Origin of the sequence: Rhizorhabdus wittichii (assembly GCF_017607425.1) — a bacterium.
Classification (GTDB): domain Bacteria; phylum Pseudomonadota; class Alphaproteobacteria; order Sphingomonadales; family Sphingomonadaceae; genus Rhizorhabdus; species Rhizorhabdus wittichii.
Map to the genome: position 1 here is coordinate 2,654,394 of NZ_CP059319.1, position 23,674 is coordinate 2,678,067.

A 23,674-nucleotide genomic window follows, 5' to 3' on the forward strand; every position below is an offset into this window, starting at 1 on the left:
GCGCCGATCAAGCCCGCTTGCGCGCCTCGGCGATCGCCTCGCGAAGGGCGTCATAGCCGACCGCGCCCTTGAGCATCCGTCCGTTCACCAGGAAGGTCGGCGTCGCGAGCGACTCGTCGATCCGGCCGGCGAGCTCCAGGTTCTTGCGCAGCTCGGCCATCACCTCGGGGCTGTCGACGTCGTGCTGCACCTTCGCCAGGTCGAGCTTCATCGAGCGGAGCACCTCCGACACCTTGGCGCCGTCCGGCCGCCCCGCCGCGAACATCCGTTCGTGGAAGGTCCGAAAGGCGCCCTGCCGCGCCGCCGCCAGGCTCGCCTTGGCGGCGATCTCGCTGCCGGGGCCGAGGATCGGAATCTCGCGCCACACGACCTTCAGCTTCGGGTCGTCGGCCAGCAGCCGGTCGATGTCGGGCAGACTCGACCGGCAATAGCCGCAGGCATAATCGGTGAACATGACGAGGGTGACGTCGCCGTCGCGGTCGCCGGCCCAGGCCGATTCATAGGGCGTCTCGAGCGCCGCCTTGTTGGCGGCATAGGCGTCCTTGCCCTGCTTCTCGCGCAGCTTCTCGATCGCCTGCGGGATGATCTCGGGATGGGCGAGGATATAGTCGCGCACCACCATCTCGATCCGCGCCTTGTCGGCGGGCGGCTCGGGCGCGCGGCGGCTGTGGGCCAGCATGGCGGCGCCGACGCCGATCAGCACGGCGGAGCCCGCGCCGATCGTCGCGGCGATGCGCCGGTGACGGGTCATGAAATCGCGAATCATCATTTCTTCCGTTGGCTTGCCGCGGCCCGTGCCGACAAGGCGATATCCTCCGCCCGGATATAGTCGGGCGTCCCGCGCGGGATGCGGGACATCGCCGCCTCGGCGCTGGCCATCGCCAGCCGGTCGTTGCCGAGCAGCGCATAGCGCTCCGCCGTGGCGAGCTGCGCGCGCGGCTCGTCGCCCAGCCGCGAATAGGCCATGCCGAGCGTGTACCAGGCGAAGGGGTTATCGCGATCGCGCGCGACCGCGACCTTGAGCACGTCGCGCGCCTCCGGCACCAGCGCGGGGTCCTCGGTGGCGAGCAGCGCATGGCCGAGCAGCGACGAGATCAACGGCGAGGAGCGCGATCCCTGCACCGCGATCCTGAGTGGCCCGATCGCCTCCTTCGGCTTGCCCGATTCGAGCAATATCTGGCCCTGAAGCTCGCGGAAATAGGGGTCCTTGGGATCGGAGGCGACGAGCTTCTCGACCTCCTCGACCGCCTTGTCGGGATAGGCGCCGCGATGCCAGGCATAGGCACGCGCATAATGGGCGGCGGCGCTCTGGTCGCTTTCGGGATATTTGCGCAGCGCCGTGGTCGGATCGTCCATATAGCCGATCAGCTTGGCCTTGATCCGCTTGAACTTCGCGTCGAGCGCGGGATCGGTCTTGTTCTCATAAGCCGGCGACTTCATCACGTCGCCGGTCAGCGTCGCCTCGCGCTCGCCCGACATCGGGTGGGTCTGCATGAACGGGTCGACCTCGGCATAGGTCGAGGCGTAGCGATACTCCTCCTTGCGCAGCTTCAGGAAGAAGCTGAGCATCCCCTTGCCCGAGATGCCGGCCTTGTTGAGAAAGCCGACGCCCGCGGCATCGGCGCTCGATTCCTGCACCCGGTTGAAGGCGAGGAACTTGCCGAGCGCGGCCTGCTGCCCCGCCATCATCACGCCCATGCCCGCCTCGGCCGAGCCCGCCGCCATCGCCGCCGCGCCAAGCAGCAGCGACAGCAGGGTGATGCCGGTCGCGCCACGCGCGCCCTCGCCGAAGCGGATGACATGGCCGCCGGTGATATGGCCGATCTCATGGGCGATCACGCCCTGGATCTCGTTGGTGTTGTCGGCGGCCTCGATCAAGCCGCTATGGATGTAGACCGCCTGGCCGCCGGCGACGAAGGCGTTGATCTCCTTGTCGCCGACCAGGACGATGTCGACATTGCCGGGCTGGAGCCCGGCCGCCGCGACGATCGGCGCGGAGATTTCCTTGAGATAGGCCTCGGTCTCGGCGTCGCGCAGGATCGACTGGGCCATGACCGGCTGGGCCGTGAGCGCCAGCGCGAGCGACGCGGCCAGCAGCGCCCGCAGCATCCGGCCGAGCCGGCGGGTCGATAGGGCAACGAGGCTCATGTCCGCCCTTCCTGGCGCGGATCGGCTGAACCGGGCGTGAAGCGACGGGGCAGGCCCTCCGGCGAAGGCCTGCCCCGCATGCTCAGGCGCCGAAGGTCCGCTGCCACCAGCCGCGGCGCGGCGAACCGCCGTCCTCCTCCGCCTCTTCGGCGGAGGCGGCTTCGCCGGCAGGCTCGGAGACTTCAGCCACGGCCTCGACGGTCTCGGCCGGCGCGGCAGCGGCGGCCTTGGCCCGCGAACGGGTGCGGCGCTTGGGCGCGGCTTCCGCGGCAGGCTCGGCTTCCGGCTCGGCCGGAGCGGCTTCGACCGACGCAGCTTCCACGGCGGCGGGGGCCGCAGCGGCTTCCGCCTCGACCTCGGCCTTCTTGCGGCGACCGCCACGGCGCGGCTTGGGCGCCTCGGCGACCGGTTCGGCCTCGGGCTCGGCGGCGACGGGCGCTGCCTCCTCGGCCGGCGTCTCGACAGCCTCGACGGGGGCGGCATCGGCCTTGCGGGCACGCGGCCGGCGGCGCGTCTTCGGTGCCGGCTCGGCGGGGGCCGCTTCCTCGGCGACGGCTTCGGACTCGGCCGCGACCGGCGCGTCCTCGGCCACCGGCTCGCTCACCGGAGCCTCGGCCTGTTCGATCGCCTCACCCTCGGTCTCGGCGCCTTCACCGCCACGGCGACGGCCCGAGCGACGGCCACGGCGGCGACGGCCGCGCGGCTCGGCGGAGCCATCCTCGGCGGCGGCCTCCTCGGCCTCCTCGGAAGGCTCGTCGGCTTCGTCGGTCTCGCCGGCCTCATCGGCCTGGCCGGCCTCGCCCTGGCCATCCTGATCGCGACCGCGACCGCCACGACGACGGCGACGACGGCGACGGCGACGATTGCCGTCGCCACGCTCGCCATCCTCCTGGCCTTCGTCCTCGGCGGCGATCTCCTCCTCCTCTTCGTCCTCGATCTCCTCCTCGATGTCGTCATCGGCCTCGATCGGGAGCGGCGCGGGCAGGCGCGGCGCATGGCTCGGCGGCGGACCGCCGGCCTCGACGCTCATCCGCGCGCCTTCGAGCGTGCCGTCGGAGACGATCTCGATGACGACGCCGTAGCGCTCCTCGATCTCGGCCAGCTCGGCGCGCTTGCGGTTGAGGACGTAGAAGGCGGCTTCCTGGCTGGCGCGCAGCAGCAGGCGCGAGCCGCGGCCGCGCGCGGCCTCGTCCTCGAGCATGCGCAGCGCCGACAGGCCCGCCGAGGAGGCGGTGCGGATCAGGCCGGTGCCTTCGCAATGCGGACACTGCCGGGTCGAGGCCTCGAGCACGCCGGTGCGCAGGCGCTGGCGGCTCATCTCGAACAGGCCGAAGCTGGAGATGCGGCCGACCTGGATGCGGGCGCGATCGTTCTTGAGCGCCTCCTTCATCGCCTTCTCGACCTTGCGGATGTTGGAGTTGTTCTCCATGTCGATGAAGTCGATGACGATCAGGCCCGCCATGTCGCGCAGGCGGAGCTGGCGGGCGATCTCGTGCGCGGCCTCGAGGTTGGTCGCGGTCGCGGTCTGCTCGATATTATGCTCGCGGGTCGACCGGCCCGAGTTGATGTCGATCGACACCAGCGCCTCGGTCGGGTTGATCACCAGATAGCCGCCCGACTTGAGCTGGACGATCGGCTGGTACATCGCCGCGAGCTGGTCCTCGACGCCGAAGCGCTGGAACAGCGGCACCGCGTCGGCATAGAGCCCGACCTTCTTGGCGTGGCTCGGCATCAGCAGCTTCATGAAGGCGCGGGCCTGTCGATAGCCCTCCTCGCCCTCGACCACGACCTCGTCGATGTCGCGGTTGTAGATGTCGCGGATCGCGCGCTTGATCAGGTCGCTGTCGCCGTAGATCAGCGCCGGTGCCTGCGAGCCGAGCGTGTTCTCGCGAATCTCGTCCCACAGCCGGGCGAGATAGTCGAAGTCGCGCTTGATCTCGGTCTTGGTGCGCTGGAGGCCGGCGGTGCGGACGATGCAGCCCATCGTCTTCGGCAGGTTCAGCTCGGCCATGATCGACTTGAGCCGCTTGCGGTCGGCCGCGTTCGATATCTTGCGGCTGATGCCGCCGCCATGGCTGGTGTTCGGCATCAGCACGCAATAGCGGCCGGCCAGCGACAAATAGGTGGTCAGCGCCGCACCCTTGTTGCCGCGCTCCTCCTTGACGACCTGGACCAGCAGCACCTGCCGCCGGCGGATCACGTCCTGGATCTTGTAGCGGCGGCGCAGGTTCATCCGGCGCTGGCGCAGATTCTCCACGGCGCCGTCGTCGGAACCGCCGCCGACCGATTCGCGGCGCGCGCGGGGGCGTTCCTCGCCACCTTCGCCGTCTTCGTCATGATCATGGTCGTCATGGTGATCGTGGCCGTCGTCCTCGATCTCCTCGCCGTCGTCGTCATGCTCCGCCTCGCGGGCGCGCAGCGCCTCTTCCTCGGCGGCGTGCTCGGCCTCCTCGCGGAGCAGCGCCTCGCGGTCCTCCTTGGGGATCTGATAATAATCGGGGTGGATTTCCGAGAAGGCGAGGAAGCCGTGGCGGTTGCCGCCATAGTCGACGAACGCCGCCTGAAGCGACGGTTCGACCCTCGTTACCTTGGCGAGATAGATATTCCCCTTGAGCTGCTTGCGCTCGGCAGACTCAAAGTCAAATTCCTCGATCCGGTTCCCCTGGACGACCGCCACGCGGGTTTCCTCCCGGTGGCGTGCGTCGATAAGCATGCGGGTTGTCATTCAAAGCTCTCCAGGCGCGGGAGCCGGCAGCGTGGCCGGGCCTCGACGCGCGATATGCTGAGGATGCGCGGCCGGGAGGAGCGGCAAGCCGTATCGTTCCCGGAAGCGTCATCGAAGGTGAAAAATGGGTGTTCGCAGCCGTCGCATCGTCATTTCCGGCGCGATGCGCCGAAAGAAAGGCACCGTTCCATGCGCCGCCAGAAGTCTGGCAGCCTAGGGAACGGGGCGAAAAATGACTCATGCGATCGTCAACCTGTTACGCCGTCGCCACAGGGCGACGGTTAGGCCGGAGCGGCGCCTATCGCCCCGCCTCTTACGGGGACCGGCCGACATCCGGATAAAAACTGCTAGCATCCGATCGGAGACGGAGCAAGCATTCACCGTACTGGACAAGCATGGGCCAGCTTTGGTTAAACTATTTGGACGTCGGCATTTCGGGACCGGCCGGGTATCGCGGGGCCATCTTGCCAGAAACAGGTTTCAGCCAGCGTCTCGTCCTCGCTTTGTGCGCCCTGCTGCTGTCGTTCCTGCCCACGGCGCTGCACGCCGCGGCGACGGTTTCGGGGGTCGAGATCGGCGCGACGAGCGTGACGCTGCGGTTCGATCAGCCGGTCGCGACCGCCTCCGCCTTCATGCTTTCGGGGCCGCGACGGATCGCCGTCGACCTGCCCGGCGCGCGAATGGGGCGGGTCACCGCATCGGGCGGGCTGATCGCCGCGACCCGGCACGGCCAATATGACCCCGACACCGCCCGGGTGGTGTTCGAGCTGAGCCGCGCGGCGATCGTGTCCGATGCGACCTTCTCGACCGATCACCGGGCGCTGACCCTTACCCTCAAGCCCGTCGACGAGAGCCTGTTCGCGCGGGCGGTGCGCAAGGGCCGCCAGCTCTTCGGGCTCGACGACAAGCCGGTCGACACGCGCTCGGCGCAGCGCGGCGGCATCACCGTGCCGCTCGATCCGCCCCGCCCGCTGCCGGTCCCGGCGATCACGGGCGCGCGCGGCACGAAGCGTCCGCTGGTGGTGATCGACGCCGGCCATGGCGGCCATGATCCGGGGTCGCAATCGACCGACGGCCGCTACAAGGAAAAGGACATCGCGCTCCAGATCGCCCGGGCGATCCGCGACGAACTGGCGGAATCGGGCCGGGTGCGGGTCGCGCTGACCCGCGGCGACGACCGCTTCCTCGTGCTCGGCGAGCGGCGCGAGATCGCCCGCCGGCTCAAGGCCGACCTGTTCATCTCGGTCCATGCCGACAGCGCGGTCAACACCGCCGCGCGCGGCGCGAGCATCTACACGCTGTCGGAGGTCGCCTCCGACCGGGTCGCGGCGCAGCTCGCCGCCAAGGAGAACCGCGCCGACATCCTCAACGGCATCGACCTGGGCGGCGAGAACAACGAGGTCTCCTCGATCCTGCTCGACCTCGCCCAGCGCGAGACGATGAACATCTCCTCGCAATTCGCGACGCTGCTCCAGCGCGAGATGTCGCCGACCATCCATTTCAAGGACGACGCCCACCGCTTCGCCGGGCTGATCGTGCTCAAGGCGCCCGACGTCCCCTCGGTGCTGCTCGAGACCGGCTATATCTCGAACCAGGACGATCTCGGCCTGCTGCTCTCCTCCCAATATCGCCGCAACATCGCGATCGGGGTGAGGAAGGCCGTCGAGATCCACTTCGCGCGGCGGCTGGCGGGGGAGTGAAAGCTCCGACGATCAGCTCTGCGTCGGGACGCGCCAGCGTCCCGCAAGGCCGAATGGCCGCCCGAGCTTATGCGAGGAAGCCAAGCCGGGCGGATGCCCGGCGCCCGGCGTCTGAGGGCCAAACAACAAACACTCCCGACACTTCCAAACCCCCTCAAACCTGCTAGAGCGCGCCGGTGCCGAAGCTACCCGCCTTCCACAACCCGTTCCCCGGCTGGCGCGACCAGGTGCGTCACCTCCGCACGTTCCGGACCTGGCGCTGGTCGGGCTATGTCCTGTGGTCGGCGGCGTTCCTGTGGGTGCTGATCTGGTTCCTGTTCGCGCGCGGCCTGCCCTCGGCGGACGCGCTGCTCGCCTATCAGCCGCCGCTGCCGACCAACGTCCGCGGCTATGACGGGGAGCCGATCGCCGATTTCGCGCGCGAGCGGCGCGTGCAGCTTTCCTATGCGGAATATCCCCCGGTCCTGATCGACGCCTTCATCTCGGCCGAGGACAAGACCTTCTTCAGCCATCCGGGCATCGACGTCGGCGGCCTCGCCGGCGCGGTGTGGGACTATACCACCAAGCTGGGCAGCGGCCGGCGCGCCAAGGGCGGATCGACGATCACCCAGCAGGTCGCGAAGAACCTGATCGTCGGCGACGACTATTCGATCTCGCGCAAGATCCGCGAGGCGATCCTCGCCTTCCGCATCGAAGGCGCGCTGACCAAGCAGCAGATCCTCGAAATCTACCTCAACCAGATCTTCCTCGGCCGCAACGCCTATGGCGTCCAGTCGGCCAGCCGCGCCTATTTCCGCAAGGACGTCGGCGCGCTGACCCTGCCCGAGGCGGCCTATCTGGCGATCCTGCCCAAGGCGCCGTCCAACTATACCGTCGAGCGCAACGCCGACCGCGCGATCGAGCGGCGCAACTATGTCCTGCAGCAGATGCAGGAGAACGGCTTTATCACCGCCGAGCAACGCCAGGCCGCCACCGCCGCGCCGCTGGGCGTCCTGCCGCGCTATTCGCCGCGTCCGAGCGTCGGCGGCTATTTCATGGAGGAGGTCCGTCGCCAGCTCATCGAGCGCTATGGCGAGACCGCCGATGACGGACCCAATTCGGTCTATTCGGGCGGCCTTTGGGTGCGCACCTCCTATGACGGCAAGGTCCAGGAGGCGGCCGAGGACTCGCTGCGCGACGGCCTGGTCCGCTTCGAGGCCGCCGCCGGCTGGCGGGGCCGGATCGCCCGGATCGACATCGACGACAATTGGGCACGCAGCCTGGCCAACCTCAACGTCGGCGCGGGCTATTCGAACTGGTTCCCCGCCGTGGTCCTGGCCAAACAGGGATCGGAGGCCGAGATCGGCTTCGAGAACGGAACGCGCGGCACCCTGCCGAGCTCGGGCGCGACGATGCCCAAGGCCGGGGTCGGCGGCCGCGCCTTCGACTTCCTCAAGGTCGGCGACGTGATCGTCGTGCGGCGCGAGGGCAATGGCGGCTGGACGCTGCGCAGCATCCCCAGCATCTCGGGGGGCATGGTGGTGCAGAACCCGCACACCGGGCAGATATTGGCGATGCAGGGCGGCTTCGATTCGCGCGGCTCGTCGTTCAACCGCGCCACCCAGGCGAAGCGCCAGCCGGGCTCGACCTTCAAGCCGTTCGTCTACGCCGCCGCGCTCGACAACGGCATGACCCCGGCCTCGATCATCATCGACGGCCCCTTCTGCGTCTACCAGTCGGCGCGGCTCGGCCAGAAATGCTTCAAGAATTTCTCGGGCGCCAATGCCGGCCAGCAGACGATGCGCTGGGGCGTCGAGCAGTCGCGCAACCTGATGACCGTCCGCACCGCCAGCCAGATCGGCATGGACAAGGTCGTCCACACCGCCAAGATCATGGGGATCGGCGACTATCCGCCCTATCTCGCCTATGCGCTGGGCGCGGGCGAGACGACCGTGCAGCAGATCGTCAACGGCTATTCGATCTTCGCCAACCAGGGCCGCGCGGTGACGCCGACCGTCGTCGACTATGTCCAGGATCGCAACGGCAAGCTGATCTGGCGCGCCGACAAGCGGGCCTGCGAGGGCTGCAACATGGCGCAATATGACGGCCGGCCGATGCCGCGCCCGCGCCTGCGATCGAAGCAGGTGATCGACGCGATGACCGCCTATCAGATGCTCTACATCATGCAGGGCGTGGTCGAGCGCGGCACCGCGACGGTGCTGCGCGACCTGGGCCGGCCGATGTTCGGCAAGACCGGCACCTCGTCGGGCCCGACCAACGTCTGGTTCGTCGGCGGGTCGGCCGACATGGTGGGCGGCCTCTACCTCGGCTACGACAATCCGCGCTCGATGGGCGGCTATGCCCAGGGCGGCACGATCGCCGCGCCGATCTTCCGGGCCTTCGCCGCCAAGGCGATGAAGGACATGCCGGTCGTCCCGTTCCGCGCGCCGCCCGGCATCCGCATGATCCGCATCGACCGCAAGACCGGCCGCCGCGTGTTCGGCGCCTGGCCCGACGGCAGCTATTACAGCCCGGTGATCTGGGAGGCGTTCAAGCCCGAGAGCGAGCCGCGCCGCACCATCCGCCGCGACGAGATCGCCAAGCGCGCCGCCCCCGCCGCGCGGGCGACGACCGACAGCGAGTTCTTGCAAAGCCAGGACGGCATCTACTAGGGGCGGCATCTCGCGAGACAGGGCCACCGTGCCTATATGCCTCCCGAGATTCCGGCCGCCGCCGGGATGACGTCCTTCGATCCGGAGTTCCGATTATGCGCGCCGAAGCGCAAGCCAGTGTCGATCAGATCAACCAGGCGATGGCGCTCGTCCGCCGCTTCCTGGATTGGGACCGCGCGCTCCGCCGGCTCGACGAGCTCAACAACCGGGTCGAGGACCCGAAGCTGTGGGACGACGCCAAGGCCGCGCAGGAGGTGATGCGCGAGCGTCGCCGGCTCGACGAGGCGGTCTCGGCGGTCAAGGCGATCGAGCAGGAGCGCGACGACACGATCGAGCTGATCGAGCTGGCCGAGGCCGAGGACGACACGGCGCTGGTCGACGACGGCGTCCAGGCGCTCGCCGCGCTCGCCGAGCGGGCCGAGAAGGACAAGATCGGCGCGCTGCTGGCGGGCGAGGCCGACGCCAACAACACCTATATCGAGGTCAATTCGGGCGCCGGCGGCACCGAGAGCCAGGACTGGGCCGGCATGCTCCAGCGCATGTACGCCCGCTGGGCCGAGCGCCACGGCTACAAGGTCGAGCTGATCGATTTCCACGCGGGCGAGCAGGCCGGCATCAAGTCCGCGACCCTGCTGGTGCGCGGCGAGAACGCCTATGGCTATGCCAAGACCGAGAGCGGCGTCCACCGCCTGGTCCGCATCAGCCCCTATGACTCGGCGGCGCGCCGGCACACCAGCTTCGCGTCGGTCTGGGTCTATCCCGAGGTCGACGACGACATCGACATCGAGGTGCTCGAGAAGGACCTGAAGATCGACACCTACCGGTCGTCGGGCGCGGGCGGCCAGCACGTCAACACCACCGATTCGGCGGTGCGCATCACCCATGTCCCGACCGGGATCATCGTCGCCTGCCAGAACCAGCGGTCGCAGCACAAGAACCGCGCCGAGGCGATGAAGCAGCTCAAGGCGCGCCTCTACGAGCAGGAGTTGCAGAAGCGCGAGGCCGAAGCGATGGCGGGCTATGCCGCCAAGACCGAGATCGGCTGGGGCCACCAGATCCGCTCCTACGTCCTCCAGCCCTATCAGATGGTGAAGGATCTCAGGACCGGCACCACCTCGACGGCGCCGTCGGACGTGCTCGACGGCGATCTCGACCGCTTCATGGCTGCCGCGCTGTCGCAGCGCGTGACCGGCGAGACGGTCGAGGTCGAGGACGTCGACTGATCCCCGCCGCGATCCGCGACGAGCGTGACGGCGACGCGGCGGCGATCGCCGCGCTGACCACCCGCGCCTTCGCCCTCGCCGAGCATGCGAGCGGCACCGAGGCGGCGATCGTCGACGCCCTGCGCGCGGCGGGCGCGCTCACCCTGTCGCTGGTCGCGGCCGAGGACGGCGCGATCGTCGGCCATGTCGCGCTCTCCCCCGTGCGGATCGACGGCGCGGCCGGCGGCTGGTTCGGCCTCGGCCCGCTGTCGGTCGATCCGGCCCGGCAGCGGCGCGGCATCGGCGCCGGGCTGGTCGAGGCGGCCATCGCCCGGCTCCGCGCATCGGGCGCCGCGGGCTGCGTGCTGCTCGGCGATCCGGCCTATTATCGCCGTTTCGGCTTCACCAGCGATCCGACGCTCCACTATGGCGACACGCCGTCGCCCTATTTCCAGAACCTGCCGCTCGCCGGCCCGGCCGCACGCGGCCAGGTGAGCTACCACCCCGCCTTCGACGCGGGCTGATCCGGCCTTTCCTGTACGGCGGATGAAGCGGCCGTTCAGCGAAGCGACGACTCCTCCCCTCTATCATCGCCGCCGACGGGGATTGGGCATGAGAGGAGTTGAGCCATGCAGATGAAAGCCATCTTCGCCGCCATCGGCATCGCCGTCGCGGCCTTCGGCATGAGCGGCGCGGCCGAAGCCAGGGATCACCGCGGCGATCGCAGTTGGTCGCACGACCGCCGCTGGGACAATGACCGCCGGTGGGAGAGCAACCGGCGCTGGGACAATGATCGTCGCTGGGAACGCAACCGCCACTGGAATCGCGATCGCCGCTGGCACCGTGACGCCCGCTGGGATCGCCGCCATCACGGCCGTCGCTGCTGGACCGAATGGCGCCGGAACCACCGGGTGCGAATCTGTCGCTGATCGCGGCCGAACGGCGTCATTTACCGCTGCATTGCAGCAACATTCCCTCCCCCCGGCGGGGGGAGGGATACGGTAAATTAACCGCATCAGACACGGAAAAAACTTCGCAACCGCATGGTCCGATGATTGTTTTGGGTTCCGGCTGCGTCTAGCAGGGCAGGATGCCCGCCGCAGTTCGCGAAGGTTGCTCGATGATTTCCAACACGGTGGGCCGCCGTAACGGGCTCCTTCTCCTCGTCTGCGCGCTGGTCGCCGGCTGCTCCAAGCAGAAGCCGACGCCGCCAGCGCCCGAAGCGGGCTTCGTCGTGATGCGCACCGAATCGGTGCCGCTGTTCATCGAGCTGCCCGGCCGCACCGCCGCCTTCGAGACATCCGAGGTCCGCCCGCAGGTGACCGGCGTCCTCAAGGCGCGGCTGTTCGAGGAAGGCGGCATCGTCCGCGCCGGGCAGACGCTCTACCAGATCGACCCGAGCCTGTTCCGGGCCTCGGTCAACCAGGCTGCCGCCAATCTCGACAATGCGCGCGCGCAGCGCCAGGCCGCCGCCGCGCGGGCCCAGCGGCTGAAGCCGCTCGCCCAGATCGAGGCGGTCAGCAAGCAGGACTATACCGACGCCGAGGCCGCCGCGCGCCAGGCCGAGGCCGCGGTCGCGCAGACCGCCGCGCAGCTCGACACCGCGCGGATCAACCTGCGCTTCACCAACGTGCCGGCACCGATCAGCGGACGGATCGGCCGGTCGCTGGTCACCACCGGCGCGCTCGTCACCGCCGGCCAGGCGGAGGCGATGACGACGATCCAGCGGCTCGACCCGATCTTCGTCGACATCCAGCAATCGAGCGCCGACCTGCTCGCGCTGCGCCGCCAGCTCGCCGCCGGGAGCGGCGCCGCCTCGTCGGCGACGGTGGGGCTGAAGCTGGAGGACGGCAGTGACTATCCGATCAAGGGCCGGCTCGAATTCGCCGAGGCGATGGTCGATCCGCAGACCGGCACCGTCACGCTGCGCGCGCGCTTCGCCAATCCCAACGGCCTGCTGCTGCCCGGCATGTTCGTCCGCGCCAACCTGTCGCAGATCACCGCGCGCAACGCGATCCTCGTGCCCCAGACCGGGGTCAGCCGCGATCCCAAGGGCCAGGCCACCGTGGTTCTGGTCGGCGCGGGCGACAAGGCCGAGCTGCGCGAGGTCGTCGCCGACCGGACGGTGGGCGACAAATGGCTGGTGACGTCGGGCCTGAAGCCCGGCGACAAGGTGATCGTCGAAGGCCTCGGCAATATCCGGCCCGGCCAGGCGATCCGCCCGGTCCCCGCCGGTTCGCCGCCGCTGCCGCCCGCAACGGGCGGGCGGGCCAAGGCCGGATGAGCCCTCGCCGATGATATCGCGCATCTTCATCGATCGCCCGATCTTCGCCTGGGTGATCGCGATCGTGATCATGCTGCTCGGCGCGGGCGGGCTGCTCAGCCTGCCGGTGTCGCAATATCCGAACATCGCCCCGCCATCGGTCAACATCCGGGCCAATTATCCCGGCGCATCGGCAGAGACTGTCGAATCGAACATCACCCAGATCATCGAGCAGCAGCTCTCGGGCATCGACGGGCTGCTCTATTTCTCGTCCTCGTCCAGTTCGGCGGGCCGGGCCCAGATCACCGTCACCTTCGACAAGAGCGTCGACGCGGACATCGCCCAGGTCCAGGTGCAGAACAAGGTGCAGCAGGCCCTGCCGCGCCTGCCGCAGCAGGTCCAGCAGCAAGGGCTGGTCGTCACCAAGTCGAACCCCGACTTCCTGATGGTGGTGTCGGTCTATGACGAGAGCGATCGGGCGAGCAATCTCGACGTCGCCGACTATCTGACCTCGACCCTCCAGGACGGCATCGGCCGCCTGCCCGGCGTCGGCGACGTCAACGTGTTCGGCGCGCCCTATGCGATGCGCATCTGGCTCGACCCGTACCGGCTGGCCAGCTTCGGGCTGACCCCCGACGACGTGACGTCCGCGCTCCAGGCGCAGAACGCGCAGGTCGCGGCGGGACAGATCGGCGGCGTGCCGTCGCCCGACTCGCAGATGCTCAACGCGATCGTCACCTCGCGGTCGCGGCTGACCAACGTCGACGAGTTCAAGAAGATCATCGTCAAGACGCAGACCGACGGATCGAAGGTCATGCTGCAGGACGTCGCGCGGGTCGAGCTGGGCAGCGAATCCTACAATGTCGTCGGCCGCCTCAACGGCCATCCGGGGGCCGGCATCGCGATCCTCCTCGCCCCCGGCGCGGACGCGCTCAAGACGTCCGAGATCGTCCGGAACTATGTCGACAAGGCGGCCGAACGCTTCCCGCGCGGCTATCGCCACGTCTTCGTCAACGACGCGACCGCCTTCATCAAGCTGTCGATCGAGGAGGTGGTCAAGACGCTGTTCGAGGCGATCCTGCTGGTCGTCCTCGTCATGTTCGTCTTCCTGCAGAGCTGGCGGGCGACGCTGATTCCCGCGGTGGCGGTCCCGGTCGTGCTGCTCGGCACCTTCGGCGTGCTCGCGGCGGCGGGCTTCTCGATCAACACGCTGACATTGTTCAGCCTCGTCCTCGCCATCGGCCTGCTCGTCGACGACGCCATCGTCGTGGTCGAGAATGTCGAGCGCGTGATGGAGGAAGACCCCGACATCAGCCCGCGCGAAGCGACGATCAAGTCGATGGCGGAGATCAACACCGCGCTGATCGCGATCGCGCTGGTGCTGTCGGCGGTGTTCCTGCCGATGGCCTTCTTCGGCGGTTCGACCGGCGTGATCTACCGCCAGTTCTCGATCACCATCGTCGCGTCGATGGCGCTGTCGGTGTTCGTCGCGCTGGTCCTGTCGCCGGCGCTGGCGGCGACGGTGCTCAAGCGCCCCGACAAGGAGAAGCGCGCCGCGCAAGGCGGCATCGTCGGGCGCGCCTATCATCAGGGCGATCGCTTCAACGAATGGTTCAAGCGGATGTCGGACCGCTATCGCGACACCGTCTCGAAGCTGTTCGGCCATATGCGGACCGCGATGATCGTCTTCGTGCTGGTGATCGCGGCGCTGGTGCTGGTCTTCTTCCGCCTGCCCACCGGCTTCGTGCCGACCGAGGACCAGGGGATCGCCCAGACCCAATATACGCTGGCGCCCGGCGCGACGATGAGCCGGACCGTCGCGGTCGCGCGCGAGATCGAGGCCTATCTGGCCAAGAACGAGCCGCACAACATCCTGACCTTCTACACCGTCAGCGGCACCAGCGCCGCCGGCCAGGGCCAGAATGCCGGCCGCGGCTTCATCGCGCTCGCCCCCTGGGACGAGCGCAAGGGGCCCGAGAACAGTTCGGAGGCCATCGCCCGCCGCGCCACCCAGGCGCTGTCCAAGGTCCGCGACGCGCAGATCTTCATCCTGACGCCGCCGTCGATCCCCGGCCTCGGCCAGTCGACCGGCTTCTCGATGGAGCTGCTCAACACCGGCGATCTCAGCCGCGAGGAATTCAAGCAGCGGCGCGACCAGTTGCTCGCGCTGGCGTCCGCCGACCCCGAGCTTGCCAATGTCCGCCTCAACACGCTCGAAGACACGCCGACGCTCGCCGTCGACATCGATTCGGAGAAGGTCGGCGCCCTCGGCGTCAGCCAGTCCGCGGTCAACCAGACGCTCGCGGCGGCGTGGGGCGGATTGTACGTCAACGATTTCGTCGACCGCGGCCGCGTCAAGCGCGTCTTCGTCCAGGGCGACGCTCCGTTCCGCAGCCGGCCGGAGGACCTTGCCGCCTGGCACGTCCGCTCCGCATCGGGGCAGATGGTGCCCTTCTCGGCCTTCTCCACGATCCATTGGGCGCAGACCCCGAATCTGCTGACCCGCTTCAACGGCGTGTCGAACTTCACCTTCCAGGGACAGGGCGCGCCGGGCAAGAGCTCGGGCGACGCGATGAAGCGGATCACCGAACTGGCGGCGCAGGTTCCGGGGGTCTCGGTCGACTGGTCGGGGCTCAGCTATCAGGAACGGCTGTCAGGCGGGCAGGCACCGATCCTCTATGGCCTGTCGGTGCTCGTCGTCTTCCTGTGCCTGGCCGCGCTCTACGAAAGCTGGTCGATCCCGATCGCGGTCGTCATGGTCATCCCGCTCGGCCTGATCGGCGCGACGCTGGCGGTGCTGGCGCGCGGGCTGGAGAATGACGTCTTCTTCCAGGTCGGCCTCGTCACCACCATGGGGTTGAGCGCCAAGAACGCGATCCTGATCGTCGAATTCGCGGTGATGGCGGAGAATGACGGCAAGACGCCGTTGCAGGCGGCGATCGAGGGCGCGCGCATCCGCCTGCGCCCGATCCTGATGACCAGCTTCGCCTTCATGTTCGGCGTGCTGCCGCTCGCCATCTCGACCGGCGCGGGCGCCAAGGCGCGCGTCGCGATCGGCACCGCCGTGCTGGGCGGCATGTTCACCGCCACCCTGCTCGCGCTGTTCTTCGTGCCGCTGTTCTTCGTGCTGGTCCGCAAGCTCTTCCCGCGCAAGCGCAACGGGGATGTCGCCGCATGATCCGCCGCGCCGCCGCGCTGCTGACGATGACCGCGCTCGCGGCGTGCAGCTTCGAGCCGGCCTATCACCGGCCGGCGCCCGCCGTCCCCGCCGCCCTGCCCGACGCCGGCCAGGGCGAGGCGCCCGCCAGGCTCGACTATCGCGAGATATTCCGCGACCCCCGGCTGGTCACGCTGATCGACCGGGCGCTCGCCAACAACCAGGACCTCAAGGCCGCGCTCGCCAACGTCCGGTCCGCCCGCGCGCTGGTCACGGTCGCGCGCGCCGACCTCCTGCCCCAGCTCGACGGATCGGCCGGCCTCACCACCGGCGACAGCTCGAACGAGACGCGCGGCGGCACGGGCAGCGGCGCGACGGGCGGAAGCGGCAACGGCGCGAGCACCGGCGGCCGGCGCACCACCTACAATGCCGACCTGGGGGTAAGCTGGGAGATCGACCTGTTCGGCCGGCTCCGCAGCCTGAACAACGCCGCGTTCGACACCTATCTCGGCAGCGAGGCGGCCCAACGCGGCGCCCGCCTCAGCCTCGTCGCCGGGGTCGCCAACGCCTATCTGGCGCTCGCCGCCGACCGCAGCCTGCTCGCCATCGCCACCGAGACCCGCACCAGCGCGGCCAGGAGCGTCGAGCTGACCCAGGCGCTGCTCAAGGGCGGCGTCGCCCCGCGCACCGACCTGCGGCAGGCCGAAACCGTGCTGGCCCAGGCCGAGGCCGACGAGGCCAGCCTGGAGACCGCCGTCGCGCAGGACCGCAACGCGCTCCAGCTCCTCGTCGGCGCGGCGATCGAGGACGATCTGCTGCCCGCCTCGATCGAGAGCCTCGACGGCCAGCTCGCCGAGGTGCCGGCCGGACTCGACTCGTCGATCCTGCTGCGCCGGCCGGACGTGGTCGAAAGCGAATATGCGCTGCGGGCGGCCAATGCCCGGATCGGCGCGGCGCGGGCCGCCTTCTTCCCGCGCATCGGCCTGACCGCGCTCGCCGGCTTCGCCAGCAGCGCGCTGTCGAGCCTCTTCCAGGGCAGCGCCTTCACCTGGAGCGTCGCCCCCTCGGCGACGCTGCCGATCTTCGACGGCGGCGCCAATCTCGGCAATCTGCGCTACTCGAAGGCGCAGCGCGACCTGGCGCTCGCCAATTACCATAAGGCGATCCAGTCGGCCTTCCGCGACGTCGCCGACGCGCTGGCGCGGCGCGCGACGATCGACCGGCAGCTCGCCGCCAGCACCAAGCTCGACGCGTCGGCCCGCGATTCGCTGTTCCTCGCCAATGCCCGCTACCGCGAGGGCATCGATCCCTATCTGAACATGCTCGATGCGCAGCGCACCGCCTATGGCGCCGCGCGCACGCTGGCCCAGGCGCGGCTGCTCAAGGCGCAGAATCTGGTGACGCTCTACCAGGCGCTGGGCGGGGACCAGTTGATCGACGCGGTGCCGCCCGGCCCCGGCGGCGATCGGGCAAAGCCGGAAGACGTGCAATAGCCGGCAAGCGAAACGCGTGGCGATTCATTCAGCCTGTCGTCAGTTTCGCAGCCTAAACGAGGATGGCGACGCTCGATCGGACGCGGAACGGCGGCCGGTTGATCGACACAGGACTGCCGGGTAAAGGCGTGACCGCGCCCGGCCCGAGGCCGCCAACCGACCCTCTCGCCGCCGGCCCTCGACCCGCCGTGCAGGACCAGCCTATGCGCCTGCCCATCCCCTCCCCCGCATGGATGAGACGCCACGACCTGCTGGGGCGGCGGGCGACCGGCATCGTGCTGGCGATCATCGTCCACATATTGGGCTTCCTGCTGCTGATGTCGCTGACCCCGGCGACCCTGCGGAAGCTGACGCCCGAGCTGAAGAGCTTCCCGCTGCTGTCCTTTTCCGAGAATCCCGCGCCCAAGCCCGCGGTGTCGGCGCGCGCCCAGCGCCGGGAAACCGAGAAGACGCCGCCTCGCCGCCGTTGCCGCCGCCTCCCCCGACCCCGCTCAAGATGATGATCGTCAGCCCGGAGGTGTTCCGGGCGAGCGACATCTCCAAGATCCATCCGCAGGCGCCGATTAGCGCGCCCGGCGCCGCCGACGCCGGCAGCGGCGAGGGCGAGGGGCTGGCGAGGGCCCCGGCGGCGAGAAGCTCTACCCCGCCGACTGGTATGAGCCGACCACGGCCGAGATGGCCTTCTATATCGGAGCAGCGGCAGGCCGGCTGGGGCATGATCGCCTGCCGGACGGTGCCCAACTACCGGGTCGAGGATTGCCAGGAGCTGGGCGAATCGCCGCGCGGATCGGGGCTGGCGCGCGCGCTGCGGCAGGCGGCGTGGCAGTTCAAGATCCGCCCGCCCCGGATCGGCGGCAAGCCGCAGATGGGCGTCTGGGTCCGCATCCTGTTCGATTTCCAGGTCGGCGTGGTGAAATAGCCCCCACCGGGCAACCCATTCAGGCCCCGGTCAGTTGATCCCGACTAGGCGAAACCACGTTGTCACCATGGGATCGAAACCATGACCCGCTTGATGTTCGTTGCCTTGCTTTCGCTGTCCGCCGCGAGCGCGGCCCATGCCGGGCTCGAGCTCGGCCAGCGGCCGATCACCCGCGCCGAGGTCGCCGCCGTCGCCAAGAAGCAGTTCGCCGAGATGGACGCCGACAGGAACGGCTTCGTCAGCCCCGCCGAGTTCGAGCGCTATCGCGAGATCCAGAACGCCCAGCCCGACCAGGGCCGCGGCCTGACCCATATCGGGCGGAGCTGGTTCGACAAATGCGACACCAACGGCGACGGCAAGGTCAGCCAGGCCGAAGCACTGGCCCGCCCGCTCGGCCTCTTCGACATGGCCGACGCCAACCGCGACGGCGTCGCCAGCGTCGCCGAGCAGTCGGTGGCGATGCTGTTCATGAAGTGAGCCTGGGGACCCTTCCTCCCCTGGCCCGCCCTCATCGTCATTCCCGTGAAAACGGGAATCCACGGTCACGGAACGCTATTTGATACGAGGTGCCGCCGTCCATGGATTCGGCGGACTCACAGATGAAGTGCACCACCTGGTAAGGTGGAAGCGCGATGGGAAGAAGCTACAGGCAGCTCGGCCTTGACGAGCGTATCGAGATTTACCGTCTGCATGCAGACGGTAAATCTTCGCGTGAGATCGGGGACGCGATTGGCCGGCATCACACGACGGTTGGCCGTGAACTCAAGCGTAATAGCCGGCAGACCAAGATCTGGCTGGGTGGCTACAACCCGCGTCGCGCCCATGAACTGGCCGCCAGGCGGCGGGAATGGGATTGCCGCTTCAAGCTGGAGCGCCAGCCGGACCTGCGAAAGATCGTGGAAAACGGCCTTGCGATGGGAAGCTCTCCCGAACAGATCGCAGGCCGACTGACCCTCTTAAATGGTCCCACCGTCAGCCATGAGTCAATCTATCGGTTCATCTACCACCGCTCGGCGCAGAAGGATTATTGGCACCGGCTCCTGCCTCGCCGAAAGAGTCGGCGCGGACATTTCGGCAAGCGCGGCGGCAGCTCCGCCAGCTTCATCAAGCAGCGCCGGCCGATCCAGGAGAGGCCGACCGAAGCCGACACACGGACCCAGCCAGGCCATTGGGAAGCCGACTACATGCTCTTCGCCAAATATGGCCACAACCTGCTCGTCCTTCATGAACGGCAGACCCGCTTCACCATCGTCGAAAAATTGCCCCATCGCCGGGCCAGGCTGACCGCATGCCGGATCGCCGGAAACCTCCGGCATATCCCCCAGCATCTGCGAAAAACTATCAGCTTCGACAACGGCACCGAGTTCGCCGAGCATTATCGGCTGCACCAATCACTCGGTGTCACCACCTTCTTTTGCGATGTCCGAAGCCCTTGGCAAAAGGGCGGCGTCGAAAACACCATCGGCAGGCTCCGCCGCCCCCTGCCACGCAAAACCAACCTCGAAACGCTCACCGCCAAACAGCTGCGCGCGCACGTCGACCAGCTCAACAACACACCCAGAAAATGCCTTGGCTTCCTAACCCCCGCCGAGGCATTCCTCAAAATCTCAACCGGTGCACTTCAAACGTGACTCCACATTCCAGCTTTCGCGGGAATGACGGAAGAGAAGGAAAGCGGGCGAACGGCGCTCAGGCCGCCGCCTTCACCTTTTGCCGGAAGCTGTGGAGCAGCGGCTCGGTATAGCCGTTGGGCTGCTCGACGCCCTCGAACACCAGCGCGCGAGCGGCCTGATAGGCGAGGCTGCGGTCCTCGTTCCCGGCCATCGGCCGATAGAGCGGATCGCCGGCGTTCTGCGCGTCGACCTTGGCGGCCATGCGCTTCAGCGCGGCGTCGATCTCCTCGGCGGTGGCGACGCCGTGCAGCATCCAGTTCGCCATGTGCTGCGACGAGATGCGCAGCGTGGCGCGGTCCTCCATCAGGCCGACGTCGTGGATGTCGGGCACCTTCGAGCAGCCGACGCCCTGGTCGACCCAGCGGACGACATAGCCGAGGATGCCCTGGGCGTTGTTGTCGAGCTCGGCGCGGACCTCGTCGGGGCTCCAGTTCTTGCCCGCCGCGACCGGGATGGCCAGCAGCCGGTCGATGCTCGCGACCGGCTCGGCCTTGCGTTCCGCCTGCCGGCCGAACACGTCGACCGCGTGATAATGGGTCGCGTGCAGCGTCGCGGCGGTCGGGGACGGCACCCAGGCGGTGTTGGCGCCGGTCTTCGGATGGCCGATCTTCTGGGCGAGCATGTCGGCCATCTTGTCGGGCGCGGCCCACATGCCCTTGCCGATCTGCGCCTTGCCCGACAGTCCGCAGGCGAGGCCGATCTGGACGTTGCGGTCCTCATAGGCGGCGATCCAGTCGCTGGCCTTCATGTCGCCCTTGCGGATCATCGGACCGGCCCGCATCGAGGTGTGCATCTCGTCGCCGGTGCGATCGAGGAAGCCGGTGTTGATGAACATGATCCGGTCCTTCACCGCCGCGATGCAGGCGGCGAGGTTGGCCGAGGTGCGGCGTTCCTCGTCCATCACGCCGACCTTCAGCGTGTGGCGCGCCATGCCGAGCAGGTCCTCGATCGCATCGAACAGGCGGTTGGTGAAGGCCGCCTCGTCCGGCCCGTGCATCTTCGGCTTGACGATGTAGACCGAGCCCCTGGCGCTGTTGCGGTGGCTGCCGAGGCCCTTCAGGTCATGCAGCGCGATCAGGCTGGTGACGATGCCGTCGAGGATGCCCTCCGGCGCCTCCGATCCGTCGGCGAGCAGCACCGCCGGAGTCGTCATCAGATGGCCGACATTGCGGACGAACAACAGGCTGCGGCCCGGCAGGGTGAAGCCGGCGCCGTCGGGCGCAGTGTAGCCGCGGTCCCCGTTGAGGCGGCGGGTCATCATCGCCCCGCCCTTCTCGAACGTGTCCTCCAGGTCGCCCTTCATCAGGCCGAGCCAGTTGGCATAGGCGGCGACCTTGTCCTCGGCGTCGACCGCCGCGATCGAATCCTCAAGGTCGCAGATCGTCGTCAGCGCCGATTCGAGGATGACGTCGGCGATCCCGGCGGGATCGTCCTTGCCGATCGCATGGCCACGGTCGATCACCACCTCGATATGCAGGCCGTTGTGGCGGAACAGCAGATTGTCGCCCGCGCGGCCGGCAAGCTGCGCCGGATCGGCGAGCGCGAGGTCGCCGCCCGTCCAGTCGGCCCAGCGCCCCGACGCCAGCGGCACCGCCTGGTCGAGGAAGCCCTTGGCCCAGGCGATCACCTGCGCGCCGCGCGCGGCGTCATAGCCCTTGCCGGCGGCCGCGCCCGGGATCGCATCGGTGCCGTAGAGCGCATCATAGAGGCTGCCCCAGCGCGCATTGGCGGCGTTGAGCAGGAAGCGGGCGTTGAGGATCGGCACGACGAGCTGCGGGCCCGCCATCGTCGCCAGCTCGGCATCGACATTGGCGGTGCCGACCGCGAACGGCGCGGGCTCGGGGACGAGATAGCCGATCTCGGTCAGGAACGCCCGGTACTCGGCCGGGTCGACCGGCTTGCCGGCGCGCGCCTGGTGCCAGGCGTCGATCTTCGCCTGGAGATCGTCGCGGGTGGCGAGCAGCGCGCGATTCTCCGGAACGAAGCGCGCGAAGATCGCCGCCGCGCCGGTCCAGAAGGCAGCGGCGTCCAGCCCGGTGCCGGGCAGCGCGCGATCCTCGATGAACCGGACCAGCGCGTCCGCCACCATGAGTCCTGCCCTGTCGATCATGTCGCTCATCGCCGCCTCGTTGTCGAAAAATGGATGGGCGGGGCTTAGCGCAAGCCGCCATTCCACACTATTGGGATAATATTTGAAACATCTGTTCCTCCAAGGAACAGATGCCGTCAGCCGCCCATCTGCCCGGTGCGGAACCAGCGGCGCGAGGCGCCGAGGCGCATCAGCTCGCAGCCGCAATGGCGGCAGACGGCGTGGACGACGCCGTTGATCTCGACCTTGCTGGCGCTGACCGCCGAATGGCGACCATTCTCGCAACCGATCGCGCTGGCCTTGAACGGGACAGCGCCTTTAGAGGCGGCGCGAGCCGGCTGGAGCGGCATGCGCGATATCCTTCCGCAAGAGGGACGTCGCGCCTCCCTCGCGCCTTTTCCTTGCCGCCATATTTCAGCATTGCAACGAATGTCGGCCCGATATGTCAGCCTGGGTTCATCGCAGGCGCCAGCCCGAGTCGCGCGCGCGCCGCTCGCCATCGGCGTCGAGCGGGTCGCCCGCCATCATCGCCTGGGCCGCCTCGAGTATGTCGACCGAGGCGCTGCCCGCCTGGCGATAGGCGCCTTGCCCCTCGCCGCCGGTCCCGGCGACGAAGCGGACCAGCGTCCAGCCCTCCGGCCCATGGCAACCCAGCCCCGCGCCGGCATCGCCGCTGAAGGTCCGGCAATAGCGCCGGTCGCGGCTGACGAAGCTGACGCCGATCCGGTAGCTTCCCTCCCCCGGCGCGGCGGCAAGGTCCCTGTCGAGCGCGGCGGCGAGCCCGCCCTGCGCCATGATCGCGCCGCCCCGCTCGCCGATCGGCGCGGCGGGCCCGCGCGGCAGCAACTGTCCCAGCACCAGCCCCGCCACCAGCGTCGCCGCGATCGCGGCGTAGCGCCCGCCCGCGTCGGACCAGCGGCGCGGCCGGGCCGGAAAGGCGACGACATTGGACGACGGGTCGAGCGTCGCCGCGAGGCGCGCGGGGACCGGCTCCTCGGCGACCGGCGCGAAATGGCCGGCGATCCGGTCGCGCAGCGTGCGATGCCGCCCGACCGCGGCGGCCAGCGCCGCGTCGGCCTCCATCGCCCGTTCGAAGCGCAGCGCCTCGATCGGGCCGAGTTCGCCGTCGACATAGGCGATGATCTGATCCTCGGTCATGCCGCTTCTCCCAGCATCTCCATCAGCGCCTGCCGCCCGCGCACCAGCCGCGAGGTGATCGTCCCCATCGGCAGGTCGAGCAGCTCGGCCGCTTCCCTGTAGGCCAGCCCCTCGACCAGGATCAGCGCGATCACCTCGCGCTGCTCGGGCGGCAGCGCCGCCATCGCGCGGTCGACATGGCCCAGTTCGACCCGCGCCTCGATCCGGCGATCGTCGGCCTCGCCCACCGCAAGCCCTTCCTCCTCGGCGACGAAAGTCTCCGACCGGCGCTTGCGCGCGCGGACCTCGTCGATCCAGCAATTGCGCATGATCCTGTACATCCACGAATCCAGCCTGCTGCCCTTTTCCCACTGCGCCTCCGCCTTGAGCGCGCGTTCGAGCGCGATCTGGCAGAGATCGTCAGCGTCGACCGCGTCGATGGCGAGCGCGCGCGCGAACCGTCGCAATCGCGGCAGCAGATCGAGCAACGCACGTTCGAACTCGGTCACATCGCTGG

At 68.9% G+C, this 23,674-nt stretch carries 19 protein-coding genes; 12 read left to right on the forward strand and 7 right to left on the reverse strand.

What is annotated here, in order from left to right:
- Window positions 1-7: 7 nt before the first annotated feature.
- The 3 genes from HRJ34_RS12490 to HRJ34_RS12500 all read right to left on the reverse strand — a co-directional run bounded on the left by HRJ34_RS12490 (window position 8) and on the right by HRJ34_RS12500 (window position 4,861).
- The gene (locus HRJ34_RS12490) at window positions 8-766 is read right to left on the reverse strand and encodes a DsbA family protein (protein ID WP_226949175.1); all 759 of its coding nucleotides are present in this window, start codon (window positions 764-766) and stop codon (window positions 8-10) included.
- Window positions 766-2,148: a M48 family metalloprotease gene (locus tag HRJ34_RS12495; RefSeq protein WP_029994565.1), complete on the reverse strand. Its 1,383-nt coding sequence runs from the start codon at window positions 2,146-2,148 to the stop codon at window positions 766-768. Before HRJ34_RS12495 ends, HRJ34_RS12490 begins: the two co-directional genes overlap by 1 nt.
- A gap of 82 nt (window positions 2,149-2,230) precedes the next feature.
- A complete protein-coding gene (locus HRJ34_RS12500; RefSeq protein WP_208634244.1) occupies window positions 2,231-4,861 on the reverse strand; it encodes an Rne/Rng family ribonuclease in 2,631 nt (876 codons plus the stop codon).
- A 476-nt stretch (window positions 4,862-5,337) separates the two neighbouring features.
- Between HRJ34_RS12500 and HRJ34_RS12505 the strand changes: the two genes are divergently transcribed.
- The 12 genes from HRJ34_RS12505 (at window position 5,338) to HRJ34_RS12555 (ending at window position 19,889) form a co-directional block, all read left to right on the forward strand.
- The gene (locus HRJ34_RS12505; protein WP_012050031.1) at window positions 5,338-6,573 is read left to right on the forward strand and encodes an N-acetylmuramoyl-L-alanine amidase; all 1,236 of its coding nucleotides are present in this window, start codon (window positions 5,338-5,340) and stop codon (window positions 6,571-6,573) included.
- Between the two features lie 176 nt (window positions 6,574-6,749).
- Window positions 6,750-9,224, forward strand: coding sequence for a penicillin-binding protein 1A (locus HRJ34_RS12510; RefSeq protein ID WP_208634245.1), 2,475 nt, complete (start codon window positions 6,750-6,752; stop codon window positions 9,222-9,224).
- A 95-nt stretch (window positions 9,225-9,319) separates the two neighbouring features.
- A complete protein-coding gene (gene prfB / locus HRJ34_RS12515) occupies window positions 9,320-10,447 on the forward strand; it encodes a peptide chain release factor 2 (protein WP_012050029.1) in 1,128 nt (375 codons plus the stop codon).
- 11 nt (window positions 10,448-10,458) lie between these two features.
- Window positions 10,459-10,950, forward strand: a complete 492-nt coding sequence (locus HRJ34_RS12520; protein WP_404947171.1) for a GNAT family N-acetyltransferase — start codon at window positions 10,459-10,461, stop codon at window positions 10,948-10,950.
- A 105-nt stretch (window positions 10,951-11,055) separates the two neighbouring features.
- Window positions 11,056-11,355 carry a hypothetical protein gene (locus HRJ34_RS12525; protein ID WP_049771265.1) on the forward strand — a complete coding sequence of 100 codons (300 nt, stop codon included), beginning with the start codon at window positions 11,056-11,058 and terminating at the stop codon, window positions 11,353-11,355.
- A gap of 161 nt (window positions 11,356-11,516) precedes the next feature.
- Complete coding sequence (locus HRJ34_RS12530; protein ID WP_208634246.1) at window positions 11,517-12,710, forward strand: efflux RND transporter periplasmic adaptor subunit; 1,194 nt, start codon at window positions 11,517-11,519, stop codon at window positions 12,708-12,710.
- Between the two features lie 10 nt (window positions 12,711-12,720).
- Window positions 12,721-15,867: an efflux RND transporter permease subunit gene (locus tag HRJ34_RS12535; protein ID WP_319025640.1), complete on the forward strand. Its 3,147-nt coding sequence runs from the start codon at window positions 12,721-12,723 to the stop codon at window positions 15,865-15,867.
- Complete coding sequence (locus HRJ34_RS12540; protein ID WP_208634247.1) at window positions 15,864-17,339, forward strand: efflux transporter outer membrane subunit; 1,476 nt, start codon at window positions 15,864-15,866, stop codon at window positions 17,337-17,339. Before HRJ34_RS12535 ends, HRJ34_RS12540 begins: the two co-directional genes overlap by 4 nt.
- A gap of 233 nt (window positions 17,340-17,572) precedes the next feature.
- Complete coding sequence (locus HRJ34_RS29205) at window positions 17,573-17,839, forward strand: hypothetical protein (RefSeq protein WP_226949176.1); 267 nt, start codon at window positions 17,573-17,575, stop codon at window positions 17,837-17,839.
- Window positions 17,836-18,258, forward strand: a complete 423-nt coding sequence (locus HRJ34_RS29210) for a hypothetical protein (protein WP_226949177.1) — start codon at window positions 17,836-17,838, stop codon at window positions 18,256-18,258. The genes HRJ34_RS29205 and HRJ34_RS29210 overlap by 4 nt, the downstream gene beginning before the upstream one ends.
- Before the next feature lie 81 nt (window positions 18,259-18,339).
- Window positions 18,340-18,735 carry an EF-hand domain-containing protein gene (locus tag HRJ34_RS12550; RefSeq protein WP_208634248.1) on the forward strand — a complete coding sequence of 132 codons (396 nt, stop codon included), beginning with the start codon at window positions 18,340-18,342 and terminating at the stop codon, window positions 18,733-18,735.
- A gap of 155 nt (window positions 18,736-18,890) precedes the next feature.
- Entirely contained in the window at window positions 18,891-19,889 is a 999-nt protein-coding gene (locus tag HRJ34_RS12555) for an IS30 family transposase (protein WP_208632066.1), read from the forward strand.
- 58 nt (window positions 19,890-19,947) lie between these two features.
- Here the strand turns inward: HRJ34_RS12555 and HRJ34_RS12560 are convergent, their stop codons facing one another.
- From HRJ34_RS12560 to HRJ34_RS12575, 4 genes are all read right to left on the reverse strand, one after another.
- Window positions 19,948-22,050, reverse strand: coding sequence for a malate synthase G (locus HRJ34_RS12560; RefSeq protein WP_208634249.1), 2,103 nt, complete (start codon window positions 22,048-22,050; stop codon window positions 19,948-19,950).
- 107 nt (window positions 22,051-22,157) lie between these two features.
- Window positions 22,158-22,370 (reverse strand): hypothetical protein, encoded by a 213-nt coding sequence (locus HRJ34_RS12565; RefSeq protein WP_016745922.1) that lies wholly within the window; start codon window positions 22,368-22,370, stop codon window positions 22,158-22,160.
- A gap of 106 nt (window positions 22,371-22,476) precedes the next feature.
- Window positions 22,477-23,178 carry an anti-sigma factor family protein gene (locus HRJ34_RS12570; protein ID WP_208634250.1) on the reverse strand — a complete coding sequence of 234 codons (702 nt, stop codon included), beginning with the start codon at window positions 23,176-23,178 and terminating at the stop codon, window positions 22,477-22,479.
- Window positions 23,175-23,666: an RNA polymerase sigma factor gene (locus tag HRJ34_RS12575; RefSeq protein WP_208634251.1), complete on the reverse strand. Its 492-nt coding sequence runs from the start codon at window positions 23,664-23,666 to the stop codon at window positions 23,175-23,177. Before HRJ34_RS12575 ends, HRJ34_RS12570 begins: the two co-directional genes overlap by 4 nt.
- Window positions 23,667-23,674 lie beyond the last annotated feature (8 nt).

Coding starts and splice junctions, on each gene's coding strand:
- HRJ34_RS12490 (WP_226949175.1), bottom strand. CDS start 766: ATGATTCGCGATTTCATGACCCGTCACCGGCGCATCGCCGCGACGATC.
- HRJ34_RS12495 (WP_029994565.1), bottom strand. CDS start 2,148: ATGAGCCTCGTTGCCCTATCGACCCGCCGGCTCGGCCGGATGCTGCGG.
- HRJ34_RS12500 (WP_208634244.1), bottom strand. CDS start 4,861: ATGCTTATCGACGCACGCCACCGGGAGGAAACCCGCGTGGCGGTCGTC.
- prfB (WP_012050029.1), top strand. CDS start 9,320: ATGCGCGCCGAAGCGCAAGCCAGTGTCGATCAGATCAACCAGGCGATG.
- HRJ34_RS12525 (WP_049771265.1), top strand. CDS start 11,056: ATGCAGATGAAAGCCATCTTCGCCGCCATCGGCATCGCCGTCGCGGCC.
- HRJ34_RS12530 (WP_208634246.1), top strand. CDS start 11,517: ATGCCCGCCGCAGTTCGCGAAGGTTGCTCGATGATTTCCAACACGGTG.
- HRJ34_RS12535 (WP_319025640.1), top strand. CDS start 12,721: ATGATATCGCGCATCTTCATCGATCGCCCGATCTTCGCCTGGGTGATC.
- HRJ34_RS12540 (WP_208634247.1), top strand. CDS start 15,864: ATGATCCGCCGCGCCGCCGCGCTGCTGACGATGACCGCGCTCGCGGCG.
- HRJ34_RS29205 (WP_226949176.1), top strand. CDS start 17,573: ATGAGACGCCACGACCTGCTGGGGCGGCGGGCGACCGGCATCGTGCTG.
- HRJ34_RS29210 (WP_226949177.1), top strand. CDS start 17,836: ATGATGATCGTCAGCCCGGAGGTGTTCCGGGCGAGCGACATCTCCAAG.
- HRJ34_RS12550 (WP_208634248.1), top strand. CDS start 18,340: ATGACCCGCTTGATGTTCGTTGCCTTGCTTTCGCTGTCCGCCGCGAGC.
- HRJ34_RS12555 (WP_208632066.1), top strand. CDS start 18,891: ATGGGAAGAAGCTACAGGCAGCTCGGCCTTGACGAGCGTATCGAGATT.
- HRJ34_RS12560 (WP_208634249.1), bottom strand. CDS start 22,050: ATGAGCGACATGATCGACAGGGCAGGACTCATGGTGGCGGACGCGCTG.
- HRJ34_RS12565 (WP_016745922.1), bottom strand. CDS start 22,370: ATGCCGCTCCAGCCGGCTCGCGCCGCCTCTAAAGGCGCTGTCCCGTTC.
- HRJ34_RS12570 (WP_208634250.1), bottom strand. CDS start 23,178: ATGACCGAGGATCAGATCATCGCCTATGTCGACGGCGAACTCGGCCCG.